The 22,953-nt window shown below is 50.1% G+C and carries 17 protein-coding genes, 8 pseudogenes and 1 other annotated feature; of the genes and pseudogenes, 6 read left to right on the plus strand and 19 right to left on the minus strand.

Annotated features, from left to right (window positions below):
• Positions 1-81: 81 nt before the first annotated feature.
• The 4 genes from NDQ72_20545 to NDQ72_20560 form a co-directional block, all read right to left on the minus strand.
• Positions 82-1,203: an IS5 family transposase gene (locus tag NDQ72_20545; GenBank protein WKD30490.1), complete on the minus strand. Its 1,122-nt coding sequence runs from the start codon at positions 1,201-1,203 to the stop codon at positions 82-84.
• 22 nt (positions 1,204-1,225) lie between these two features.
• A complete protein-coding gene (locus NDQ72_20550; protein ID WKD30491.1) occupies positions 1,226-1,786 on the minus strand; it encodes a hypothetical protein in 561 nt (186 codons plus the stop codon).
• A gap of 559 nt (positions 1,787-2,345) precedes the next feature.
• The gene (locus tag NDQ72_20555; GenBank protein ID WKD30492.1) at positions 2,346-2,651 is read right to left on the minus strand and encodes a hypothetical protein; all 306 of its coding nucleotides are present in this window, start codon (positions 2,649-2,651) and stop codon (positions 2,346-2,348) included.
• 613 nt (positions 2,652-3,264) lie between these two features.
• Positions 3,265-4,352 (minus strand): IS3 family transposase gene (locus NDQ72_20560; GenBank protein WKD30493.1). Its coding sequence is split into 2 segments (ribosomal slippage): positions 3,265-4,097 and positions 4,097-4,352, totalling 1,089 coding nucleotides; the frame shifts between segments, so codons are not numbered across the junction.
• 171 nt (positions 4,353-4,523) lie between these two features.
• Between NDQ72_20560 and NDQ72_20565 the strand changes: the two genes are divergently transcribed.
• Positions 4,524-4,730, plus strand: coding sequence for a hypothetical protein (locus tag NDQ72_20565; protein ID WKD30494.1), 207 nt, complete (start codon positions 4,524-4,526; stop codon positions 4,728-4,730).
• Here NDQ72_20565 and NDQ72_20570 read toward each other — a convergent pair.
• A complete protein-coding gene (locus NDQ72_20570) occupies positions 4,716-5,150 on the minus strand; it encodes a hypothetical protein (protein ID WKD30495.1) in 435 nt (144 codons plus the stop codon). The genes NDQ72_20565 and NDQ72_20570 overlap by 15 nt on opposite strands.
• Positions 5,151-6,514: 1,364 nt before the next feature.
• Here NDQ72_20570 and NDQ72_20575 point away from each other — a divergent pair.
• Positions 6,515-6,664, plus strand: a pseudogene (locus NDQ72_20575) (transposase).
• A 13-nt stretch (positions 6,665-6,677) separates the two neighbouring features.
• Here the strand turns inward: NDQ72_20575 and NDQ72_20580 are convergent.
• From NDQ72_20580 to NDQ72_20620, 9 genes and pseudogenes are all read right to left on the minus strand, one after another.
• Positions 6,678-6,917 (minus strand): annotated as a pseudogene (locus NDQ72_20580) (AAA family ATPase).
• 467 nt (positions 6,918-7,384) lie between these two features.
• Positions 7,385-7,974: pseudogene (locus NDQ72_20585) on the minus strand (fructosamine kinase family protein).
• Positions 7,975-8,170: 196 nt separating this feature from the next.
• Positions 8,171-9,427: a type II toxin-antitoxin system HipA family toxin gene (locus NDQ72_20590; GenBank protein ID WKD30496.1), complete on the minus strand. Its 1,257-nt coding sequence runs from the start codon at positions 9,425-9,427 to the stop codon at positions 8,171-8,173.
• Positions 9,414-9,752, minus strand: a complete 339-nt coding sequence (locus tag NDQ72_20595; protein WKD30497.1) for a helix-turn-helix domain-containing protein — start codon at positions 9,750-9,752, stop codon at positions 9,414-9,416. Before NDQ72_20595 ends, NDQ72_20590 begins: the two co-directional genes overlap by 14 nt.
• A gap of 1,432 nt (positions 9,753-11,184) precedes the next feature.
• A pseudogene (locus NDQ72_20600) lies at positions 11,185-12,368 on the minus strand (IS3 family transposase).
• 71 nt (positions 12,369-12,439) lie between these two features.
• Positions 12,440-12,571: pseudogene (locus NDQ72_20605) on the minus strand (IS256 family transposase).
• An 87-nt stretch (positions 12,572-12,658) separates the two neighbouring features.
• A pseudogene (locus NDQ72_20610) lies at positions 12,659-13,019 on the minus strand (RidA family protein).
• Between the two features lie 24 nt (positions 13,020-13,043).
• On the minus strand, positions 13,044-14,288 hold the full coding sequence (locus NDQ72_20615; GenBank protein ID WKD30498.1) for an FAD-dependent oxidoreductase: 1,245 nt from the start codon (positions 14,286-14,288) through the stop codon (positions 13,044-13,046).
• A complete protein-coding gene (locus NDQ72_20620) occupies positions 14,269-15,696 on the minus strand; it encodes a PLP-dependent aminotransferase family protein (GenBank protein ID WKD30499.1) in 1,428 nt (475 codons plus the stop codon). Before NDQ72_20620 ends, NDQ72_20615 begins: the two co-directional genes overlap by 20 nt.
• Before the next feature lie 172 nt (positions 15,697-15,868).
• On the opposite strand from NDQ72_20620, the gene dctP reads away from it, so the two are divergent.
• Genes dctP through NDQ72_20635 form a run of 3 tightly spaced genes read left to right on the plus strand, consistent with a single transcriptional unit; the run spans position 15,869 to position 18,720 of the window.
• Positions 15,869-16,879, plus strand: a complete 1,011-nt coding sequence (gene dctP, locus NDQ72_20625) for a TRAP transporter substrate-binding protein DctP (protein ID WKD30500.1) — start codon at positions 15,869-15,871, stop codon at positions 16,877-16,879.
• A gap of 28 nt (positions 16,880-16,907) precedes the next feature.
• The gene (locus NDQ72_20630) at positions 16,908-17,426 is read left to right on the plus strand and encodes a TRAP transporter small permease subunit (protein ID WKD30501.1); all 519 of its coding nucleotides are present in this window, start codon (positions 16,908-16,910) and stop codon (positions 17,424-17,426) included.
• Positions 17,419-18,720 carry a TRAP transporter large permease gene (locus tag NDQ72_20635; protein ID WKD30502.1) on the plus strand — a complete coding sequence of 434 codons (1,302 nt, stop codon included), beginning with the start codon at positions 17,419-17,421 and terminating at the stop codon, positions 18,718-18,720. The genes NDQ72_20630 and NDQ72_20635 overlap by 8 nt, the downstream gene beginning before the upstream one ends.
• A 220-nt stretch (positions 18,721-18,940) precedes the next feature.
• Here NDQ72_20635 and NDQ72_20640 read toward each other — a convergent pair.
• From NDQ72_20640 to NDQ72_20655, 4 genes and pseudogenes are all read right to left on the minus strand, one after another.
• Positions 18,941-19,078, minus strand: a pseudogene (locus tag NDQ72_20640) (IS30 family transposase).
• A gap of 184 nt (positions 19,079-19,262) precedes the next feature.
• A complete protein-coding gene (locus tag NDQ72_20645) occupies positions 19,263-19,454 on the minus strand; it encodes a helix-turn-helix domain-containing protein (protein WKD30503.1) in 192 nt (63 codons plus the stop codon).
• Positions 19,455-19,611: 157 nt separating this feature from the next.
• The gene (locus NDQ72_20650; GenBank protein ID WKD30504.1) at positions 19,612-19,884 is read right to left on the minus strand and encodes a hypothetical protein; all 273 of its coding nucleotides are present in this window, start codon (positions 19,882-19,884) and stop codon (positions 19,612-19,614) included.
• Between the two features lie 6 nt (positions 19,885-19,890).
• Positions 19,891-20,295, minus strand: coding sequence for a UvrD-helicase domain-containing protein (locus NDQ72_20655; GenBank protein ID WKD30507.1), 405 nt, complete (start codon positions 20,293-20,295; stop codon positions 19,891-19,893).
• 270 nt (positions 20,296-20,565) lie between these two features.
• Between NDQ72_20655 and NDQ72_20660 the strand changes: the two are divergent.
• Positions 20,566-21,331: pseudogene (locus tag NDQ72_20660) on the plus strand (IS3 family transposase).
• Positions 20,760-20,876, plus strand: a sequence feature (AL1L pseudoknot). Its footprint overlaps the pseudogene before it by 117 nt.
• 599 nt (positions 21,332-21,930) lie before the next feature.
• Here NDQ72_20660 and NDQ72_20665 read toward each other — a convergent pair.
• Entirely contained in the window at positions 21,931-22,851 is a 921-nt protein-coding gene (locus NDQ72_20665; protein ID WKD30505.1) for a hypothetical protein, read from the minus strand.
• Positions 22,852-22,953: the final 102 nt, after the last annotated feature.

Consider the following 22,953-nt stretch of genomic DNA (forward strand, 5'->3'; position numbering starts at 1 on the left):
ACACACAAAGATCTTTGCCAGGGGGCTGTTCTGCTGGAATCGGGCTAACTCTTTATTCACTAAGAGGGTGTTTACTAAATATCAGGACGGGTGAGTTAATCGGTTGAGTAATTGTCGGCTTGCCGCCAGCCACACCCAAGCTTCGGATACCTGAATACTTCGATCATGGTGCATTACCAGTCGGCGTGCCTTTTCGATCCATGCATGGGTACGTTCTACGACCCATCTTTTCGGCAGGATAGTAAATCCCTTGGCATCCGGTTGCTTTGTGAAAAGGTCTTGCTGGTTGGGCGTCTTCCACCAGCCAACATTAGTATTGCCAGGATGACGCACGACCTCTACCTCAACACCATGCTGCTGGTTGATCGTCTGCGCACAGCGTCCTGCATAACCACTATCAACAAAAACTGTTGATATCCCAGAATACTTTTCGATTCCATTGGCCATAACAGGGTGCGCCCCATCGCGGTCTTGCACACTTGCTGCCGTCACACTCACCGCCAACACAAGGCCTAGCGTATCAACAAGAACGTGTCGTTTCCGGCCTTTGACCTTCTTGCCAGCATCATAGCCGCTGGCCCCGCCTTGGGGAGAATGACGTGTTGATTGGGCGTCAAGTACAGCAGCGCTTGGCATCTTGTCACGCCCTTCACGCTCTCGCCATTGAGCGCGCAATCGGTCGTTCATTTGCTCAAATTTGCCCTGCTCGCTCCAGCGCCGAAAGGTGCGGTACACGTTTTGCCAAGGTGGAAAGTCTTGAGGCAACATCCGCCACGAACAACCACTACGAACCACATAACAGCAAGCATCGACCAGTAAGCGTCGGGGGTAACTAGGCGGCTTGCCACGATGACCATCGGTATCGAAGATATCCGCAATCAATGCCCATTCTGCATCGGTCAGGCAGCTTGGGTAGCGCTGTTCTGGTGCCTGCTGTCGGTGACGATCCTGATAGCCGTAACGAGGAGGTGATTCTACCTCGGGTGGCTGATCACGTTGATCACCAGATTTCTCGGGAACTCCCTTATGCCGGGTGATGCCCGCCTCCTTAAGCGCCATCCTTAAGGTTTCGATATACAATGAGATACCGGTCTTGGCAGTAAACGAATCGCGAATTTCAACGAGCGTTGCCATCGGTTTGTCGGTGACAATCTCACATAGGATCGGATAGTGCTCAGGCTGAACCTTCTTGCGGCGTACCATGATAGCTGCTCCAGATTCAGAGTTAGTAACAACGATCATTATAGTACTTTATGTAAACACCCTCTAAGGCAATGGCGAAAAGATTGTGCTGGCGAGAGTAATGGATATTTTTGTCACTTTCTTTATAGTACATGAGGAAGTTGCTATTGTCGGTCAAGCTTTGTACAGCCTCATAGAAGCGATTGCGAATAACTTCAGTTGCATGTTCAGGGCTATTGGCTTCACTAGTTGGGACAAATGCAAACGCCCTATCAAGTTGCATCATGCCAGGGCCAGATAGCAGCGCCGACGCTAGGCCAAGCCCCAGTGACGCTCCACCTGATAAACCAAAACCAGCAGAGCTTGAGAGCGATCGCGCCGTGCCAGCATCACTCGATAGGTCGCTCATCATCGAGCTGTATTCGTCTTCACCTTGCTTTGTATCCCGTGCTTCATGTAGACCACCCACCATAGCGAGGTTGTAGGCTCGGCTGTTGCTTTCGCTGTAATTAGGATCCCCCATAGGTACGCTGGGTATGCCAGCACAGCCCGCTAAGAAGGTGAGGGCTGTTAATGAAGATGCGAGGGTGAACGTTTTCTTCATTTCTCTAGTACTGAGGTAATGAGCCCAAGTCATACCAATATGTTAACTCAGCAATGCGATTACCAAAATTTAATTAGTACGGCTTAAGTGGTACAGTGGCGGATTTGGCATGCCCCGACCACGAAATTAGAGATGATAGTGGGGGATTCCCTGGTTGTTACCTTCCTGGTTCCTGCTTCGTTGTCAGTTGCCTTCAATGCCTTGGCATTGCCGATTTTATTCAAACTCCACAGGCGGATATTTTCGAGTGCTCCTCGGTATGATATTTAAACTCTTGGCACAAGCTAACATCGCGGTGCTTGCTTATAAGATATTGCGGGCGGCATCGAGGTTTCGATCAACACCTCGGTTACCATAGCAAGGGCAATCCCTGCGACTAGTGTCGATAGGCATTTTCTCAACCTTATGCCCACAGCTCACGTAGGTTTTCGAGATGGAAAACTCCTGATCAATGTTGACCAGCTGCTTACCCTCCGCCCTTGCCTTGTATGCCAGATTTTCGATTCGCCTGCTTCAGCTGGCATCGACAATGTGGTTGGCCAGCATGCGGCTTTTACTTTCAAAAAGTAAAGCTGAATTGGGTGTGCAGATCGCCTGAGTCGTCGTCGCTATCACCCAGCAGGACGTTTTGTAGCGCTGTCACCGACTGAAATAGCTCTTCGGCACTCTCTGGCGTGAGCGTACTGAACCAACGCCTTGCCACGGCATCCCCTGTCACGTCCCAGCACACATCGTGCCCGTGTAACACCAGTACCGCTTCGCTGATGGTCCCGCACTTTTCGCAGGCGCAGTAGCGAAGCTCTGCATCGCATTTCTGGTTAACTTGTGTGCTTAGATCAGCGCTTGCGCCGCATGAACATTGCATCGTTGTTCTCCTATCTTGCTAATACAGCCCTTGCCGTTCGAAATGCTGCCAGCCACCGAGGGATACACGGGCGAGAATTTAGGGAGGGACCCCGCGTTCTGCACTCTTCGGCCTCACGCACCTGCATCGCCAGCTTATAGCGCACGTTCTACCGAGCTTGTTCAGATCAGCGTTGGCGTTGGGAATTCCTTGCTGTTCTGCCCGCGCCAGGAGGGTTTGGTTCACATTGTCGAGTGCCTGATTTTTCTGGATGATCGAAGAATATGTAAACGCCTCTAAACCGATGATAGAAACTGCCCCTACACTTACTGCAATAATTAATACCGTTACGGTTTATTTTTGAAATTTAAAATCGACAATAAGTGGTTAGCAAATAAAATATAAGTAAAAAAGTGCATTACTGCGGAAAAAAAGAAATTAATAAAAGCCACGCTACGCTACTAAAAGAGATTCTTTGCCTAATTGCAGTGCATAGAAATTTGATTTCAATATGCTGATTATCACTGATGCCGTTAAATCCAACTAATGAAAAAAGAACGTTTGTAAAATACACCGGTTATTGATATTGTAGGGTAATCCCCCCATTTATAACCGGGGCGATAAGTAGAGTTGGTTAGGCAGCCATGGCCACCTTCTGTTTCGGTGTTATCCCACCCAATGCCATGTTCGGTCGCTCGTGGTTGTACGTCCAGAGCCAGCGTGTGGCAAAATCCTGTACTTCAGCGATTGAGTCGAACAGATAATGGCTCAGCCAATCATAACGGACTGTTCGGTTGTAGCGTTCGATGTAGGCATTCTGCTGTGGCTTGCCAGGTTGAATGTACAGCAGCTCAATGCCGTTTTGCTTCGCCCAACGGGTTAGTTTGCCACTGATGTATTCCGGGCCGTTGTCGCATCGAATGGCCTTGGGCCGACCACGCCATTCGATCAACTGGTTTAAGGAGCGTATCACGCGCTCTGCTGGCAGAGAGAAGTCAGCATCGATGATCAGGCCTTCCCGGTTGTAATCATCGATCACGTTGAACAACCGATACGTTCGGCCATCGGCCAACTGATCATGCATGAAGTCCATCGACCAACAGTCGTTTAGAGCAGCGGATACGACCAATGGCGCTGGCTTGTCACGCACCAATCGTTTTTTTGGCTTGATGCGTAAGTTCAGCTCCAATGCCCGGTAAATTCGGTAGATGCGCTTATGGTTCCAGCGAAAGCCTTTCACGTTGCGCAGATACAAGTAACACAGTCCAAAGCCCCAGTTACGCTGATTGTGGGTCAGGTGCACCAGCCAGTCAGCGATAACAGCGTTCTCATGGCTCAGCTTCGCCTGATAGCGGTAACAGGTTTCACTGATCCCGAAAACCTGACAGGCCAGCCGAATACTGCAGCAACCGGCCTCAACGACATTCTTTGCCATCTCGCGGCGTTGAGATGGCTTTACCACTTTCCCTCGAGGGCTTCCTGGCGCAACTCTGCCTTCAACCGCTCTTCGGCATACATCTTCTTGAGGCGCTGGTTCTCGTCTTCCAACTCCTTGAGGCGCTTCATCATGGACGTGTCCATACCACCGTACTTGGAGCGCCATTTATAAAATGAGGCGCTGCTCATGCCGTGCTCGCGACACAGTTCAGGGACAGGCAAACCAGACTCAGCCTGCTTCAAAATCGCCATGATCTGGCTGTCAGTAAAACGTGATTTGCGCATGTGAAATCTCCTGTTTTTTCAGGTTACAAAATTCCACTTATCAACGCGATTAGTTTTCGGGGGGATTACCGTAGCACTCTAATAACCAGTACTGTATTCCTGTGTGTCTAGATTCTTCATTTAGAGATTACTCATAATGAATTGATATTCCTACGGAAGTTTTTAAATAATATGGAACAGCAAAACATCGTCGATTTGTTTAATACTGTTCTGGTTGAATATCCCGGACACCTCAAGAAAGCACAACAAACAGCAGTGGCAGCGAGCTGGGTCCGGAAAAAAGTGGCATGGTTTGGTGCATTGCACAGAATTGATGAAATCGCGAATGCACGGCAATTCCATACGCAATGGAATTATTTCTCGCTATTGATCCCATAGAAAACCTATACGCTCAAAACTCTTTTTAGTTAAACCTATAGTTTTATCTAAATCATTTTTAATTTTAGATATGGCCATGTAGCGCTCCCGCAACATTGCATAGTTGATTTCTGTTTCATCTATTATTTCACGTTCCCACGGTTCGGCCGAATTAAATGCGGATTGTTTGTATCGTGGATTGAAGCGGCTAGTACCCTTTGGCACCAGTGTCGCCATAATTCTACCCCCTGGCTCAGAAGGTGGCTTGCCACCGGCTCGCAGCCACTGGCATTGAAGCGATCCTGTTGTGACACGTATGCGAGTTATAAAGCGTGGCGCACGTCGACCTGCTTCTTCTCGGACATTCTCCCAATGCAAATCACAAATTATTTGAGCATGATTGCGTATGCGATCTAGCTCAGCCGCTAGTGAATCGCGCATGCTGTACAATTCCGAATGTGTTTTCTCAGCAGATTTTATAATATCCATAGATAACCTACGTACCCTAGTAAACCAATAATTATATATTGGTCTACAATTTTGTAAACCAAAATTTGGTCTACAATATAGAAGTTGATGATCATAGGTCAATAAGGAAGATAGCAATTTTTTTGAGACTTCTAGATATTGGTTTACAAAAATGAAGTTGATGTCTGTAGGTTTTCTCAAAAAGCGGAAAGTTAGTAGTCGTAGATCAATAGTTATTTTTCTATTGGTTTACGAATGACAAATTCACTTTTGTAGACCAATTTTGGTTTACACCAAACAAGTTTATATTTTAAAACCAATTGATTTACAGGTAGTAAGTTTAGGTTTGTAGACCAGTATAAAAGGTAGAGCGGTTTAAAACCAGTTCTCACTACGGGGCTACGACAAGCGACTTATTATTCGTAATAAAATGTTGATTTATGACAGTTTTAAATTCGTGTAGTAAGATTTGTTCAGATTAATATTTTTTTAAGTATTTCTGTGTTTTTTTAATATAAATCGAATGCTAATAATTTGTAATTCCATCCAAAATATTATTTTATCATGCGTACGATTTTTTGTAATTTTACTAGAATGATAAATCTTGTTTTTATAACTAACGGTAAAGAAGGATTGAATCTTTTTTTAGCCTATTTAGTTCTATGTTAGTAATTTTCTTGTTTTTATAGTTATATTTTATATCTTGGTCGGGGTGCATCTTTAAGAACAGTAGATGAAGTTGCCGGACTATCATTAGAGAAGCGCTGAGTAGAAAAGATGTAAAATTTAAAGTAATGGTTAGACGTTCTTAAAATATTATCAAATGGGTTGTCTTCGTAGATAGTAGAATAAATAAAAATTACCAACATGTCATTTATCCTAAGAAGTTATTTTAGGCGATCTTCATCAGTTTTTATCCTTGATAGGACTCTGTATAGAAAGTGATGCTGATCGGGGCTAATGCTAACTTGAAAAAGATACGTTTTATATTTTTATAATTTTATGCATTGAGAGTTTTTTGGCCTTGTTGATATAAGGGGTTAAGCCTAGTCCTAGTAAGTGCTAAATGTTTTATCGTTACTTTCCATAGAGTTTTTAAAAGGAGACGCTTTTTTAGGTCATATAATTAAAAGGAGATTTGTTTTAGATGTATATATTCTCTAAAAAACATGTGATTTATAATTTTAAATTCCGTAGTAATGCTTTAATTAGGGGCGCTTAAAGGAATAATCATTCGTTTGCTTTTTTCCGCTTTAAAGCTTGGTATAGACGACGTCACCCCCAGATTGAGTAGCGCTACACTTTAGAGTCCGATCCTATGCGTAAGGAGATTGGACATGAAGAAGCGTTTCAGCGAAGAACAGATCATTGGGTTCCTTGGCGAAGCCGAAGCGGGGCTGCCCATCAAGGAGCTCTGCCGTCGGCACGGTTTCTCAGAAGCCAGTTACTATCTATGGCGTAGCAAGTTTGGTGGCATGAGCGTACCCCCCTCTGTCAGCCCCAGCGATCATGGAGGTATAATCTCTCGAACAACGATTGACGGCCTTCGAACAAGCAGCGCAGGGTGTCGAGCAGCAGGCTCTTGCCGAAGCGCCGCGGGCGAGACAGGAAGTAGAACTTGTTCTGGGAGACCAAGCGCTCGATCACCGGTGTCTTGTCGACATAGTAGTAACCTCCCTCGCGGATTGTCGAGAAGGTTTGGATACCTATCGGAAGCCTGAGGTGTGGATCGGTTGCCATGCTGACCTCTCGAGTAGAAAGATATCTTCTCAGCTCACACCGCGTTTAAGTCACTTTGGCTTGCCGCTTGTGCCACCGCATAGGCAGGTGACTGCTTATGCGGCTTTCTGCTATTAGCTTACGGATATTGATTGCGGCGTTGATGTTGCTGCTTAAACCATTAGTGCTAAAGTAACAGCCTGAGGGCTCTGATTCTGAAGCGCGACAGCACTGAAGGGAGGGGAGTCAAGTGCTACGCTGATTACCCAAAACTAAACCGCATTCCTACTCCACGTCAGAGGCAATTCACTATGAGCAATAACATGCAGTTCTTTTTGGGTATCTCTCCAATCCTGTTCATCATGATTGGGACTATCTGCGCAGGTGCGTATGCAGTGTTTCGTAAGCTGAAAAATCACCGCCACTGACTTTTCAGTACCAATGAATAAAGGGCGTGAATAGCGACGAACCAGTTGCCAGCACTCCGCTCAATAAGCTTTCAGTCTTGCTAACACACGCTCTATGGCAGGTCGGTAGCTGCCTCCAAACAAAAGCAAATGATTCCGTAGCGGGTAAAGCTGAAAAAGCGCCTCTCGGCTTGGCCACTCATCAGGTGCATTGCCATTCTAGTACGCCTCAAAGAAAGCAGTACTGGGCGAGCCGAATAGGGTCAACATCGCCAGATCCACCTCAGGGAAGTGGCAGTAAACCACAGGGGCAATGATCGCGGGGCCTTGGGGCGTGAACAGCACATTGCCCGACCACAAATCACCATGCACCAAAGTCGGCGAAACATCCGGCAGCCAGCGTTCTACCCCATGGGCTAACGCTTCAAGGCGGTGACGTAAACCGTTGTTTAACAGCCCTTTAGAACAACAGGCGTTGATGAGCGGTAACAAACGCCGCTCTCGCTGAAAAGCGCGGCCATCCTTGGCTAGGGTGTTTTCCCACAGGCGTTATCTCGGAACCAGCCGTGCTCGTCCCCTGTCATCTCATGCAGCTTACGCAGTCCCTCACCCAGTGCTGACTTATCACTATGGCGGTGCGGTATTGTTTCCAACGCCTCCATCACCAGCCATTCTCCCTGCTAGGCAATCACCGTTTGTGACAGCGTGGAAAACAGCTTTGAGCTTTACGGGTGGGCGCTGGTCACTGATGTGCAATTGGATAGCAAATGAGCTTTTGATGATAATTCTAAATAAGGTTTTGAGGTTACCCGCTTTTGGTGCTTTGATGATTTCATCATGACTGTATCTAACCAGGAGAATGCTGTCTCATCTCTCAGAATAGCCCTCCAGCGCAAACGGATTTAGAAACTGCCTACCCCATAGAAAGTCACGATCGACCTGGCTTAGGTCAGCCTCATCGCAAACAGCATCCCAATAATCATGGATGATCGCAATCTGGTGATTGATGATTTCACGGGCCTGAGTCCGGCTAAGACCGAGCCGCTCTGCGGCTGCCAAACAGTGGATTAGCTGACTGCGACGTTCCTGGTCATACAACAGCATCGCCTGGGTGGCTTCGCCACCGGTACGTGACTGCGGACAGATATCGTAGGCCGGAGTTAGTCGATAGTGCATACCATCCCAGAAGGCAGCATGATTACGTGCATGGTCGTCGGTATTTCCGCAAAGTACGTTGAAGACGATGCGGCTGAACAACTCGACCAGTGTTTTCCCCGGCTGGTTGAATTTAGATCGGATTCGATGGGCGAGATCTTCATAGCTGGCATAGCGGGCCATCATCTCGTCCAGACCGAGCAGCGTGAGAGCAGAGAGCACAATGTGTCTCCCCCAACCATCAGCTGTCTTCATTCTGTCGAAGCGTTCAATCAGCAGTACATCCTTGCCTAATGAGCGGGCCATCTTGATGGGCGCAACATCCAGCCCCGCCTGCTGGGCGAGCCGCATGGCGACAAATTCCGCCTTCACTACGCTGTAAAGGTCGGTACTAGAAGAGAACTTTGCCACCAATTTGCGATCCTGATCGTTCAACAGAGCCTTAGGGCGGGCACCGCCGATACTGCTGCCATGCTGAATGGCCAGGTCTAAGGCTGGGGGCAGCGGTTCTCCAGCCTCTACATACGCTGAGGCTTCTTGCAATTCATCCAAGGTGGCAACTTGGTTCTCTTGTGGTCGGTAGTCAGTGGGCGATTGCTGTAAATCTAACGCACCGATTCTATCCGAGCCAGATTCGAGCAGATAGACTAACTCATTGAAGTCGACACCATTAGCCTTATCGCCTTTTTGCCCCGTAAGACGGTTGATAATGACGCGTCGCCCCCAAGCGTCTGGTGAGGCGTCACGTAGGCAGGAAGGTAACGCACCGTCTACTTTCTCCTGGTTTCCGGGACGAAGGGGGAGCTCTTCGGGGAATAGGCTGATCGCATCAGGGCGTGTAAGGTAACTACGACCATAGGTAAAGCGATAGTGGTCTTGATCATCGCGTTCGACAAGACCGGCGACCACTGGAAATGTCTGTCTGGGAAGCCAGATCCAAACGTAGGCGCGTCGACTAGAAATCATCATCAATAGGCTCTTGTGGCTGGCGGTGAACCCGCTTGGGGAGCAATGTTAGCCGGTCTCGCTGGATCGTTTGTTCGCGGTTTAGTGTGTCCAGATCATTGGTGAATAGCGAAACGCCGACCAACGCCGCAGCTTCGAAATAAGTTCCAATAGCCACTCGGGATGAGCCTTTGGCGACCTGACGGATAGTGACCACGCCAACACCAACCCGATCAGCGAGCTCGTCGCGGGTCCACCCTTTATTGAGTCTACCCTCTTCGATCAGTCCGGCGAACAGACGCAGGGAGAGGGAGGCTTTAGGGCTGAGGGTAACATGCCGTGTTTTCATATCGACACTATAATATATATATCTTTTATTATCGACAATATAATGTCGATTTATTACATTTTTACCTTAGAGAACAACTTTGAGCCTTACTGGTGGGCGCTGGTCACTGATGGGTAATTGGATGGCAGATGAGGTTTTGAGGTTAACTGCTTTTGGTTCTTTGATGATGTCATCATTTTCTGCCCAGGCAGATGTTGCGATCGTAACCTGTAACATTAAGCACATAGGGTGGATTTACGGTAAGGACTTCGCGACTTTGGGTGAGATAGGCAACAGTTTCGATTTGCTCGCTGTGCAAGAAGTGATGAGGTAACTGCTCCCCGCCCTAATGGGTGGGGCTTCCCTCTTCAACGGCTGCTACCGACAACGTGGCGGATTTACGCGAGCTTCGATGGGCAAGTCCTTCAGCCTTCAACTTCAAGATACCTTGATGCTTGATCGTTGATGTCCCGGTCGTAACGTGTATGGCAGGTGGAGCGACTACTGAGACGCTTAAAACTTATGTTCAGTGGCACCAGGCACCAGACTAGAACTGCGAAGAAGGGGCTGAAAATCTGCATCTTTCGTTGGAGCAGGCATCGGGTGAACCTTGAGGATACGTGATGAGTCACCTGATCGGCCGCAGCAGCTAAAAAGAAGCGTATGTGTTTTTTGGGGTGAGAATCGTAAGTTTAAGCATCCGGTGGAGACGCTGTGTTTTTCGACGGTGCTGGTGTCTTTTCATAGGAGCCGTACTCAGCGCTGTTTACCGATTGAGATACCAGCGAGAGCGATATATTTGCAATCGCCTACGTGCATATTCTGTATGGAGACAGTGTGCGCGACCGGCTGCCTATTGGCAGTGGTTTGGGTGAGGTAGCCTGTCCTGGTGTGCCTCGTATACTGGCAGGTGACTTTAATCTTGATAGTGAGCACCTTTGGCTTTGACACGCTTTTGGATTTTGGATTTTGAGGCAGCATACGAGGATAGCAGAGGCGATGTCGATGGTCTGCTCTGGGAATCACTTGATGCGCTCGTTACTGTCAGTGGCTAGAGTTACAACCGCGTAGAGGACATTACCTTTTCAGGGTTTGGCTTGCGATCTTTAAAGGATATATGGAAAGGGAAGAAGGACTAAAGGAAAGAAGAAAGACTCAAAAAAGTCTATCAATTACAGAAATTTAGCGATAAAATCCGTCCAAATAATACATAGAAACCTGTCCGATTCGTACATAGAAACCCGTTCACTCCGTACATAGAACGTGGGTGCCTTGTCTTACTGTCCTGGGTAATCTGTACAGAGCGTACATAGACCCGATCCTTCTTATTCGCTTTGGAGGCTTCAATCAGAAAGGGTTTATCCCCCGCGAGATGTTTCATGCTGCAAAATGTGTACAGATCATACAAAGAAGAATCGACTGTGCTTCGCTACACTCGGTTCAACTGTAGTGGTCAAGTAAAACTGGCCACCGGTTTATAGTTAACCCAGTATTTTTCCTCTGCCTGATTTGGACTCATACCACCGTTATGTTGGTGAGGCCTAAGCTGGCTGTAATACCCGATTAAATAGTTCACGATATGATGCTGCCCCTGCAAGAATGAGCGATAGCCGTACGTTGGCACCCATTCAACTTTTAAGCTCCTGAAGAACCTCTCCATTGGCGCATTATCCCAGCAGTTCCCACGTCGGCTTAGGCTTTGTTTTATCTGACATTTCCAGAGCGTCTGACGGAACTTGCGGCTCGTATAATGACTGCCCTGATCGCTGTGGAACATAACACCTTTTGGCCGCCCACGACTCTCATAAGCCATTTTTAATGCACTGCTGGTGAGTTTGCTATCGGGTGATAACGACATTGATCAGCCAATCGTTTTCCTAGCAAATAAGTCCATGACAACGGCTAGATAAGCCCAGCGATTGCCAGTCCAGATATACGTGACGTCGCCACACCAAACCTGGTTGGGTGCCTCGACGTTAAACTGTCGCTCTAAGTGGTTCGGTATCTCAACATGCTCATCACCTGTTTTCTTGTAGGTGTGCCCAGGAACTTGGCAGCTCACTAAACCAAGTTTTTCCATCAGGCGGCCAGCGCGATAGCGGCTTAACGGAATATTCTGCCTTGTCGCCATCTCTGCAATGCTGCGCGCACCTGCCGAGCCTTCGCTCTCGCGAAATAGTTCTCTGACCTTGGCTATTTCCTTGGCTTTCGTGGCACACACAGGTCTTTTTGAACGTTGCCTCCAGTATTTAAAGCTGCTGCGATGCACGCCAAACACGTCACACAGTTTTTTTACCGGGTAGCTCGTCTTGAGTTTCTCGATCAGCGAGAAGTGTTCAGGGAGTCCGACATCAAGAGAGCGGTGGTAGCCTTTTTTAAGATATCTTTTTCCATCTCAATGTAACGGATGCGCTTTTCAAGCTCGCGAATCCTGAGCTGATCGGGTGTCATGGGCGTAGCTTTAGGGCTTTGGCCATCACGCTCTTGGCGTAACTGACGAACCCATTTATCCATGCTCGAATACCCCACATTCATGGCTTCAGCCGCCTCTCGAACCGTATAGTGTTGATCAACGACTAGCTGTGCTGCTTCGAGCCGGAATTCAGGGCTAAAGTTACGTTTTGGTCTTGTTGCCATGCTGCCACCTAGTGATGTCTTGGTGCATAGTAGCACCTCTAATTAGGTGGCCAAATTCACTATGCCACTACATCGGTGACGGCATTAATGGTGCCGTTGGAAAGTTCGATATCATACAGTTCGGCAATATGAGCCCGGATGTCCTGATAGCTGTTGCCGAGCGCAAACAGGGCGATGATCTTGCGCTCCAGCTCATCGGTAAGATTGTAGATAATGACACACTGTGTAGAGCGGTAACGGCGGTGATACGCAACACATGCACATTACTGCGTGTCGCTACGTTTAGGTACTTAACGTGGATAAATGATGGCTGCGGTGATCATGAGTTTGACTAGATAGCCTGGGGCGGCCAGGCGAGATTCACCACGGGCGCGCGCTGGGGCGTGGCCTGCGGGTACCCGTGCATCCCATACGGCATTCATTGCTTCAAAATCTTTCATGTCGGCTAGCCAGACGATGGCCTGCAGAATATGTTTAGGCGAAGAGCCTGCTTCTTTTAGTAGGCGCTCTACTTCGGCTAGAGCTTGGCGGGTTTGTTAGGGGGCGCTCGCCACATTTCCCTACCCCTACTTGGCCTATAAGATAGAGCATGTTGCCATGCACGACAATTTGGCTCATGCGGGGGGAGGTGTTGTGGCGTTGAATGCACATGGGTGATCCTGGTGGCTCTTGGTTTTAGAAACGGGCGGCGCTATAATCGTTAAGCCAGTCAGGAGCTTGGCCGCGTACGCACGCCGCTACAAGCTCACCGGTGGTGCCGGCTAAGGTGATGCCGAGGTGTTGGTGCCCGAAGGCGTGAATAACCCGGGAGTCGTAGCGGCTGGGGCCAATCACCGGCACACAGTCGGGTAGGGTGGGGCGCATCCCCATCCATTGGTGGCTAACCGGGGCGTCAATATTCATCAGCTTACGTACCCGTTCTTCGATAAAGCGGATGCGTGCTGGGTTGGTGGGGGCGCGTAGCGAGGCAAGTTCTACGGTGCCTGCGGCGCGAAGGCGGCCGTTGGCCAGGGGGGTCATATAAAAGGCGCTTTCTACAGGGCAGGTGGGGCGCGTGAGCACTTCGCGGCCTAACTCAAACTCAACGTGGTAGCCTCGTTCCGTATCTAGTGGAATACGTTCGCCAAGCGTGGCGGCAAGTTTTGCTGACCAGGCACCTGCAGCTAATACAACGCGATCAGCCAAGAGCGTTTTCCCATCCTCACACTCAATATGCACACCGTCGTTGGCGGTGCGTAATCCGCGTGCGCGGCCTTTTAGAATGCTGCCTTCCGAAAGTAGGGGCTGGGCGAGTGCCTGTATAAAGCCTTGTGTATCGCGGAGGTGGCACGAGTTTGGGAAGAGGACGCCCCCAACGCTTTTCCCCGCCATGGCGGGTTCTAGGGCTGCAACGCCGGCAGCGTTGAGTATCTCTTGCTCGACACCGAGCGAGCTGCGTAAAGCAATGCCCGCTTGCGCGCTTTTTAGCCCTTTTTCAGTGGTATAGGCGTATAGGCAGCCTTCATTGCGAATCAGCTCACGTGCTTGGGGTGCTGCTTCAAGCAGGGGGCCATAACCACTGAAAGTTTGCCCTAATAAGCGTGCAAGGCGCTGCGCATTTATCGTTGCGCAGCGTTTGTTACATTGGGCCATAAAGCGCAACAACCAGGGCATTAGCTCTGGAAGGCGCGTCCACTGAACCACGAAGGGAGAATTATTAGAGAACAGCAGGTTAGGCAACTGCGACCAAACAGAGGCATTGGCAACAGGGGTGCAACCGTACTCTGAAAGTGTGCTGGCGTTGCCATAGGAGCATTGACCGGCAATGTCCTCAGGTTCTAGCAGGACGACTTGGTGACCATCGCGGCGCAGCCATAGGGCGCAGGCAATACCTACGGCGCCACCGCCGATGACGATAATCTCATTGCGTGTTGGAGTCATAAGAAAGCCTTGGTTGAGGGGGTGGACCGTTTCGAGACAACTCAGCGATGACCGTCAGCCCGTGGGTAAGCTGTTCACGGGTGGAGGCCGCAGAGAGGTTGATGCGTATGGCGTTAGAGGTGTTCTGGGGGGCGAGGACAAATGCTGAGCCAGGGAGCACCGCTACCCCTTTGTTGAGGCACGCATTGCTGAAGTGGTGGTTTTGCCAACTGTCAGGCAGTTTCAGCCAGGCGTGGGGCGCTGTGGGGCCACTGTGTACGTCTAGGTCGCCCATTATTTGGCGGAGTATTGCTTGCCGTGCGCGTAATTCCTCACGCTGAACGACGATTAAATCGCGCACTTTGCCGCTTTCCATTAGTCGTGTTGCCACCAAGGCAGAAAGTGGCGCTGTACTCCAGCAATCTACGCGTAGGCTGGAGCTTAAATCGGTAACGAGGTCGGCGGGGGCGAGTATAAAGCCTATCCGTAGGCCGGGAGCCACGCATTTGGATAGCGAGGTTATATAAAGCGTTTGCTCAGGCAGGCTGCTGGCTAGGGGGGGAATAGGCGTATCCAGCAGTGGCCGGTAGACATCATCTTCTATCAGCAGTACGCCCGCTGCTTCTATCACTGTTAACAGCTCGTTACGCCGTTCTTGGTCCAAGGTAACGGCCGTTGGGTTTTGTATGGAGCTAACGATGAAAACAGCACGAGGCGCGTGTTTGTTGCAGGCGTCTTGAAGCGCTTGCGGCACCATGCCCCGTTCGTCAGTACGCACGCCCTCAAGGTTTACATCCAGCGTGCGGCACAGGGCGGCAATCCCTTGGTAAGTAATGTCATCAGCCAGCACTGTTTCACCCGGTTCGACGATGGCGCGAAGCGCTAGCGCTAGGCCGTGCTGTGCCCCATCGCACATGATGACCTGTGAGGCGTTCGCTGTTAGCCCTTGCTGGCACAGCCAGGCGGCGGCAGCTTCACGCGCCCAGGTTGGCCCTTCGGAAGGGTGATAGTCCTTCATGGAAGAAAAGCGGGGGTCTAGCGGTAATTCGGGCAATAGTGCTGCGAGTACATGGTTATAGGCATCGGTAGCCGGGCGGTTAACGCTGAGATCGATGATGCCTGTTTCGTTAAGTGGTGCTGATTGGAATTGGGCTTCCTCTGAGCGATAGGCGGAAACACGAGTGCCGCGTCCGGGCCGGGTCTCGATCAGTTTATCGTCCTGTAGAATCGCCATGGCTCGAGTGACGGTGGAAACATTGACCTTTAAACGCTTCGCCAGCTCACGGTGCGGTGGAAGTTTTTCACCTAGCCCAATCTGGCCCGAGCGTATGGCGTTCGAAAGCGCTTGGGCTAGCTGGATATAGAGCGGTTCAGGGTGATTGAGGGAGCCAAGCTCCTTCTCTACTTCTGTAAGCAGAGTATCTAACATTGAAGTGCCTTTAGATGTATTGTGCTGCTTGTATTGACAAATAATATGCGTTTTGAATGAAAAAACCAAGATATTGAGGATTGATATTCACAATTTTCCATGATTGTATTGATTGTGTCGCCATACAATTAAACATAATACTAACTAGACAACGATGGATCAGGAGAAGGTTATGCAGCCTCTACGTAAATTCTTCGCTATTACGACGCTTGCGGCCGTGAGTATGAGTTCAGTCTACGCATATGCTGGGGATGTTTCGCTGCGTTTAACCCATATGTATCGTGCGGACTCGGACGCTGGGCAGGCAGCTCAGGCATTCGCTGATCAAGTCGAGGCGCGTAGCGATGGGCGTATTGATATCTCTGTGTATCCTTCTAGCCAACTTGGTGACTGGACGGAAACGCACGCTCTGCTTATGCAGGGTGCGGTCGATATTGGCCTACAACCTCTTTCTACTAATTTTGATCGGCGCTTAGCGATTGCTTGGTTTCCTTACATTGCACCCACTTATGCGGAAGCTGAATCGGCCTACGAGCGTGATGGTTTTGCCTTCAATATCGTGGATGGGTTAATTGAGGAGCAGGGGTTACGCTTGCTGGGTGTGTTTGCCGATGGCATGGGCGGCGCGGGCTTTACGAAAGAAGTGAATAACCCGGCTACGCCAGGCGAAGATAAGGATTTGCGAATTCGTGTATGGCCGGGCGGCACCACGCACCGCACTTTGATGGAGAACTTGGGCTACCAAGTGGCTACTATTCCGTGGGCTGAGCTGTACACCGGTATGCAAACGGGCGTTGTGGATGGTCAGATTGGTGGCTCTCCTGAAATGGCTTACAGCAATTTCAAGGACATCACGAAGACTTGGGTTCAGTACAACGACCACTTAGAGCTGGGTTGGTTTGTCATGAACCAGCAGCGCCTAGCGTCGCTACCGGAATCTGACCAGCAATTGTTGGTAGATGTTGCCCAAGAGGTTTCTTCCCAACGCTTTGATGAGGTGGAAGCCGCCGATGAGCGACAGCTTGAAGCGCTTGAGGCAGAGGGCGTGAATGTTGTTCGTTTATCCACTGAGCAATTACAACAGTTAGCAACCTTTACCCGCGAGCAGGTGTGGCCAGACATTGGCGATGAGCTGGGTGACGACATGATGAGCGAGCTACGCACAGGCCTAGCGCTAGACTGAGCTGACGAAGCCTTAGCGAGGTAACAATATGTTAAAAGTCTCTCGTTTTCTGTGCCGCTTATGGTGTGCGAAGGTTGCCCTACAGCGCTTTCTGGTGGTGATGTCGGGATTGGCTATCACACTGCTGATCTTTATTCAGGTGGTTTCGCGCTATGTATTTTCGATGGCGATCTTCGGTATTGAAGAAATCGCTTGTTACATAGCCGTGTGGCTGTATTTCCTCGGCGCCGCTATCGGCGCCGAGCAGCGTGGCCATATGTCTGCTTCGTTAGTGTCATTGGTCTGGCGGGGTGAGCTTGCCCAGCGTGTGATTAAGCTTTTGGTTGGTGCATTGTCAGTGGTGATATCGGGTTGGATGACAGTCTGGGCTTATGGCCTGGCTAAGTGGTCGCTGCAATTCAATATGATGTCTACCGAAATTAATGTTCCTGTGGGATATGCGCAAATGGCGATCCCCGTCGGCCTGGCTTTGATGACGTTATATTTTTTCTTTGAGCTGATTGAGACCATCGTCCTCTGGACGAGGAGCCGAGGCACCCATGCTTGAATACATTCTTATCGACGCAGTGATTCTATGCGTGTTACTAGTGATTGGTTTGCCGGTTCCGCTGTGCTTTGCGGCTGCAGTGCTGTTTCTGTTTACTGTTGGCGATTTTGGGAACGCGACGTTCTTGGTGAGTGCTGGCTTTAGTCAAGTGTCTTCTGTGGTGTTATTGGCTATTCCGCTCTATATAATCGCTGGGGCGATCATGAGCCAAGGCGGCATCGCCAATCGGCTTATTGATTTAGCTGAATCCATCGTGGGTCGGTTTAGCGGTGGCTTAGGTATTGTGGTTGTGCTCGCAACGGCTGTGTTTGGTGCAATATCGGGTATGGCTTCTTCTGCAGTCGCAGCGATTGGCACTACGATGATTCCTCGCATGGTAGAGAACGGTTATGACCGTGGCTATGCGACTAGTTTGGTATCTTGCTCATCCGTGCTGGCGCTGCTATTGCCGCCTAGTGCGTCGATTATTCTTTATGGCTGGGTGTCTGGCACTTCTATTACGGCTGCGTTTCTTGCGCCGATCATACCGGCTTTCTTGCTCATCGCGCTGTTCTGTTTCTGGAACTGGGTGCTTACTCGCCGTATGCCATTGCAGCAGATGCCAGCGTTACCAGCGCGCGAGTGGGGGCAAGAGGTTGCCCGGCGTGGCCGCCGAGCTAGTCTTGGCCTGTTCATGCCGCTGATTATTCTCGGTTGTATCTATGGGGGGGTAACTACGCCAACCGAGGCGGCCGCTGTGGCGGTTATTTATGCCATGCCTTTGAGTGTGCTGATCTATCGCGATATGGACTGGAAGGATCTATACACAACCCTTTGGAAGGCTGGGCAGATGACCGGGGTACTTCTGGTGCTGGTTTTTTTTGCCTCTATGCTATCGCGCATGCTGACGATGCAGAATGTGCCGCAGCTGATGCTTGAAGGCTTTACGCATGTTAGCGATAATCCGCTCATCCTGCTGCTGATGGTTAATCTGTTTCTTATTGTTGTTGGCATGCTAATGGACGATGCTAGCGCTATCCTGTTGGCCACGCCTATGTTGATGCCCATCATGCATAATCTTGAGATTGATCCTGTCCACTTCGCTGCGATCATCACTACCAACTTAGGTATGGGGCTGATTACACCGCCTACCGCGCCGCTACTTTATCTTGGTTCCTTAGTGGGTAAGGTGCCGTTGGTACAGATGCTTTCTCCCACCTGTGTGTTCTTGCTATTTGCGTATATGCCTGTCGTCATGCTGACAACTTACTTTCCTGCGCTGTCGCTGACACTGCCACGTCTGATGGGGTATTAATAGGAAACTTGTGTCCGTTAAAGGAAGAGTATACAGACAGAGTTGGTTTGAATCACCGGATCAAGCCTGAGCGGTTATTGACCATTAGACACCCGGCGATAATGGATAGCGGAAATTTCAGTAATCTTTGGGCCTTTGTTTAGCCGGGTAGGCTTGCTCCGAATGGATTTGTGGAGAACTTAAATGATAAGGGCGGATGCAGATTCTGAGTGCAACACCCTCATTGGATAGTTGATGGGCTCTCATGATACTTGGCCATTAGCTCGCTCATGACTTCTATCGGACATTTAAAATCAAAGCGTTTTCGAGGCCGCATATTTAGCTCTAAAGCAATGGCATCTAGCTCTTCTTGGCTATAAGTTGGAGCGCATCGTAGATGACTTCGTGTGAAGACATGGAGGTAAGTGTTATCAGGAAATTTACGCTTCAGTGTGGGCTATTTGCTCTAGTGACCAGTACTTGCGCAGCAGGTAGGCCACCAGTTCGAACAGCTCACCATCGAGGTGCAGCTTCGGAGAACGTCGAGGCCGACAGTGGGTCAGTCAGGCTCGGTATCCAGCGAGACTAGCGTCATACGCTATGTCAGACCTGACCGTGTGGCGTGTCAGTTCTCGTGAAATGGTGTTGTGTGCACGATCCAGCTGACGCGCGATGGCACGAATCGAGTGGTGCCCCTGCATCAGCATGATGGCAGCTCGGTCTTCAGCAGAAAGATGGCGATAACAATGAGTCATGGCAATACCATACCTGATAGGTTAAGTGTTGCACTTGCTCATTGAGACCGCCATATCGAAATCTTCAAAGTCCTTCAGCAATTGCTTACTGCGTATTTTTTTGCGCTTGCCACGCGAGAGCCAGAACAGATCTTCCATGTCGTTAATCGGGTAAGCATCACTGCCGCCGACCAGGTGAACCGAGAGCTGGCGGCGTGAGAAGTGTAGGCCGCCCCCCTTGCCAAAACGTCACCTGCGGTACTGGCGAGTGTTTGAGCCTGAACTGCTGGGCAGGCACGACGCAATCCTGCCGGTCGGCGAGTCCCTTGAGCGGGACGGTTTCGCCTTGCAGCGCCAGCAAGGCATTGGCCGTGTCACTGATCTTTGCGCCAAAGCGAAAGGACGTAGCCAAGCGCATCACGGTGACATCTTTAACGCGATGTGACGCCATGGCGTTCTAGGCTCCCCGCCACTGATAGATGGCCTGGTACGGATCACCGGCCAAAAGAACGCGGCACCTGGGCTGGTCTATCACAATCGCTTCCGCGCAGGGGTTGGAGTCCTGAGCTTCATCGAGCAGAACAATATCGTAACGCGACGACAAATCCGGCTGACTGAGTTGGAACAACTTGAAATAGCCGTCGTGGGTAATAGAGACGTTGCGGTTATTCAGGTCGCTCATTTGCAGCCAAAGTTGCTTGGCATGGTGGGTGACGATGGCCTGTCGATCTTTATCTTTGGAAGCAGCCCCTTTGGGGAGCGGCCAATGACGGTAGCTGATCTCTTTGTCGGCGCTGATCACATAGGCGTGAAGGGCGATGCGAATGTCTTGGGCCAGTGACCAGTCAGATGTCCTCACCACTTCCAGAATGTCCTCCAGGCACAGGTTCGGGGCGAGTTTGTGCCGATAATCCTTGCCGATGGCCGCATTTGCACTTGTGAAGTCCTGTTGCCGGATCCAGTCAATATATACCTCAAAACCTGCCGGAACTGGAAGCTCAGGTTCCTTGTCCTCAATATATACCAAGTATCCAAAGGCCACTTCTTAAGTCAGCAAGGTAAAAGACCAGCCACCCATGATCGCATGATGATGACAATATGGCGCCGTTGCGGATTTTCTTTAAGCACTGTTACGCGGTGGGCGGCGATCTGCTCCATTGCCAGCAAGTTTGGTTGTACACCAGAGACCTTAAGAGCCTGGTGCAAACGCTCAGAACTCACACAGGAAGATAGCTCGGTTAACCTGCCTGAAAATGAACGACTCAAGCAGCTAGAGCGTGAAAACGTCGAATTGAAGCGCGCCAATGAAATTCTCCGTAAGGCGGCTGCTTTTTTCGCCCAGGCGGAACTCGACCGGAAACCCAATTGATGGTGTCATTTATCGACGAGCATCGTGTTCAGCTCGAGGTTGAGTCGATTTGTAGCCAGCTGCCAATCGCCCCATCGACGTATTACCACCACAAGGCACTTGAGACCGATCCTGAGGGGCGGGCAGATCGATATCCGCAGGATGTGCGATTCTTACGGCGGAGGTTCAGAGGGTGTGGCAGGAAAACTTCTGCGTCTACGGTGCTCGTAAGGTCTGGCGGCAACTTCGCCGTGAGGGCGTTAATGTTGCTCGTTGCACCGTAGAACGGCTCATGCGACGCCTAGGGATTCGCGGCGTGGTGCGAGGCCTACGCCCCTTCACGACGATCAGTTATCCCGGCCAGAAACGAGCACCTGATTTAGTGAAACGTGACTTGACGGCCATGCGTCCTAATTAGCTTTGGGTGGCCGATTTTACGTATGTCGCTACCTGGTCTGGCTTCGTTTACGTTGCGTTCGTTATCGATGTTTATGCACGCTGTATCGTAGGTTGGCGTGTAGCAGCGTCGATGAAAACGGGATTGGTACTGACGCATTTCTAAAGATCAAGTGTCTATTTGTACCTGATTGATCGCTCGATTTCCGGCGCGAATGATGTGGTAAACCTCCCGGGCTATGTAGCGCTTCAGACAACGGATAATTTCTAGTTTTGTAAGGCCCTGATCAGTACGCTTCTTCACATAGGCCTGTGACACTTACCCGTAAGTTGGGATATTTGGACTTTAAGCCACAAACCGAGACTACAGATCAACTCGAATTCCAGAACAGCCTGTGGGTAGCACCCGAGAAAAGGGACATTACCGTTATACAACTATATGAATTAAAACAATTATCCTGACATAAACAAGTAAAAGAAAGAGTGAAAAAATTCGCCCAAGTTGGACACATATACCAAGCACGTTCAAGCAGCCTGAACATTGGCCTGATGGCGCTCCCACTAAAGCGGTCTTTAACGGCAAAGCGACAGGCTTCTGACAGCCGGTTGGCAGCACACCGGAAGGGTGCTTGGATTCCCAATGATCCAAACCATAAGCCACCTAGCCAAACTCATTTCTGGGATGGCACGAAATGCAGGCCAGATGCCACTAACTGCTTACCCCTGGAAGACCAAATACATGAGTGACGGGGCTTACGCGACTGATTCTGCGCCAATGCAGTAGCGATGCACACCGATGGACGGTAAATAAGGCTCTACGTCTATTCTCGCATCTTTACGTCGCTTGCGACGTTGTTCCATATCCGGTTCTGAGGGCGGTGTTCGAAGCGCAGGTAGCAATCCTGTTCGTGGATCGGGTGGCACAATAATAGGCACAGACGAATTGAACGCGAGCGGGCGGGGGGTAGGTTGTTCCTCAACAGAAGCAAAGTAAACGTTCGCCCGAAGCTGAGGGGTTTGCTTGCGTACCAGCGCCAGCGGCTCACTCGCTGGAAGACTGGCCAGCTTTTTCAACTGAATCGCGATGTGTGGCTGATCGGCGCCGAGCTTAATTAGCCGCTTTTCGGCCTCCGCGATGCTAATTTTTACAATCGAACGCCCAGAAACCTGCCACCCAACGCCGATATGCCGGATCGGATGATCGAGAACATGCACCGCTCGTATCGTCTTCTTCAGGCTCAACCTGGCAAGCCCTGCTGTGTTCAAGTGCTGGCGCAAATACTGGAACTGGCTGCCAACTTCTGCTTTGAGTAACGATTGCGAGTTGTGTTGCGGCTCAGTCTGCTTGATCTCATCGGCAATCGCCCGAAACATAGCCTTTTGCTTATTCAACCCACCGAATTTTTCTCTCAGTGTTTCGGAAGCTGCAATGACGCCTGCATGCTTGGATGTCAACACACCCGATGTGCCTGCCTCATGCCACATATCCATCAGGACACACCGTAGCCAATCGGAATTGGCATGCGCAGCCGTCATGGCCCAGGCCTGCGGACGTTCTCTCTCGTACTGTGCACACACGTCGTCAATGGCCTTCACCAATCGACCAAAACACTCACCCGCTTGATGAATGAGCCTGAAGCGTCGGTAGTCTTTATCCAGGGTGTCAGTTGTCATGAAGTGTCTCCGCTAAAGCAGTGCGTATACCTATATCAGGATAGCAAGTTAACACTAATGTTCGTTTTTAATACTCTATATATAATCATATATAGTGTTTTT

Origin of the sequence: Halomonas sp. KG2 (assembly GCA_030440445.1) — a bacterium.
Lineage (GTDB): Bacteria > Pseudomonadota > Gammaproteobacteria > Pseudomonadales > Halomonadaceae > Vreelandella.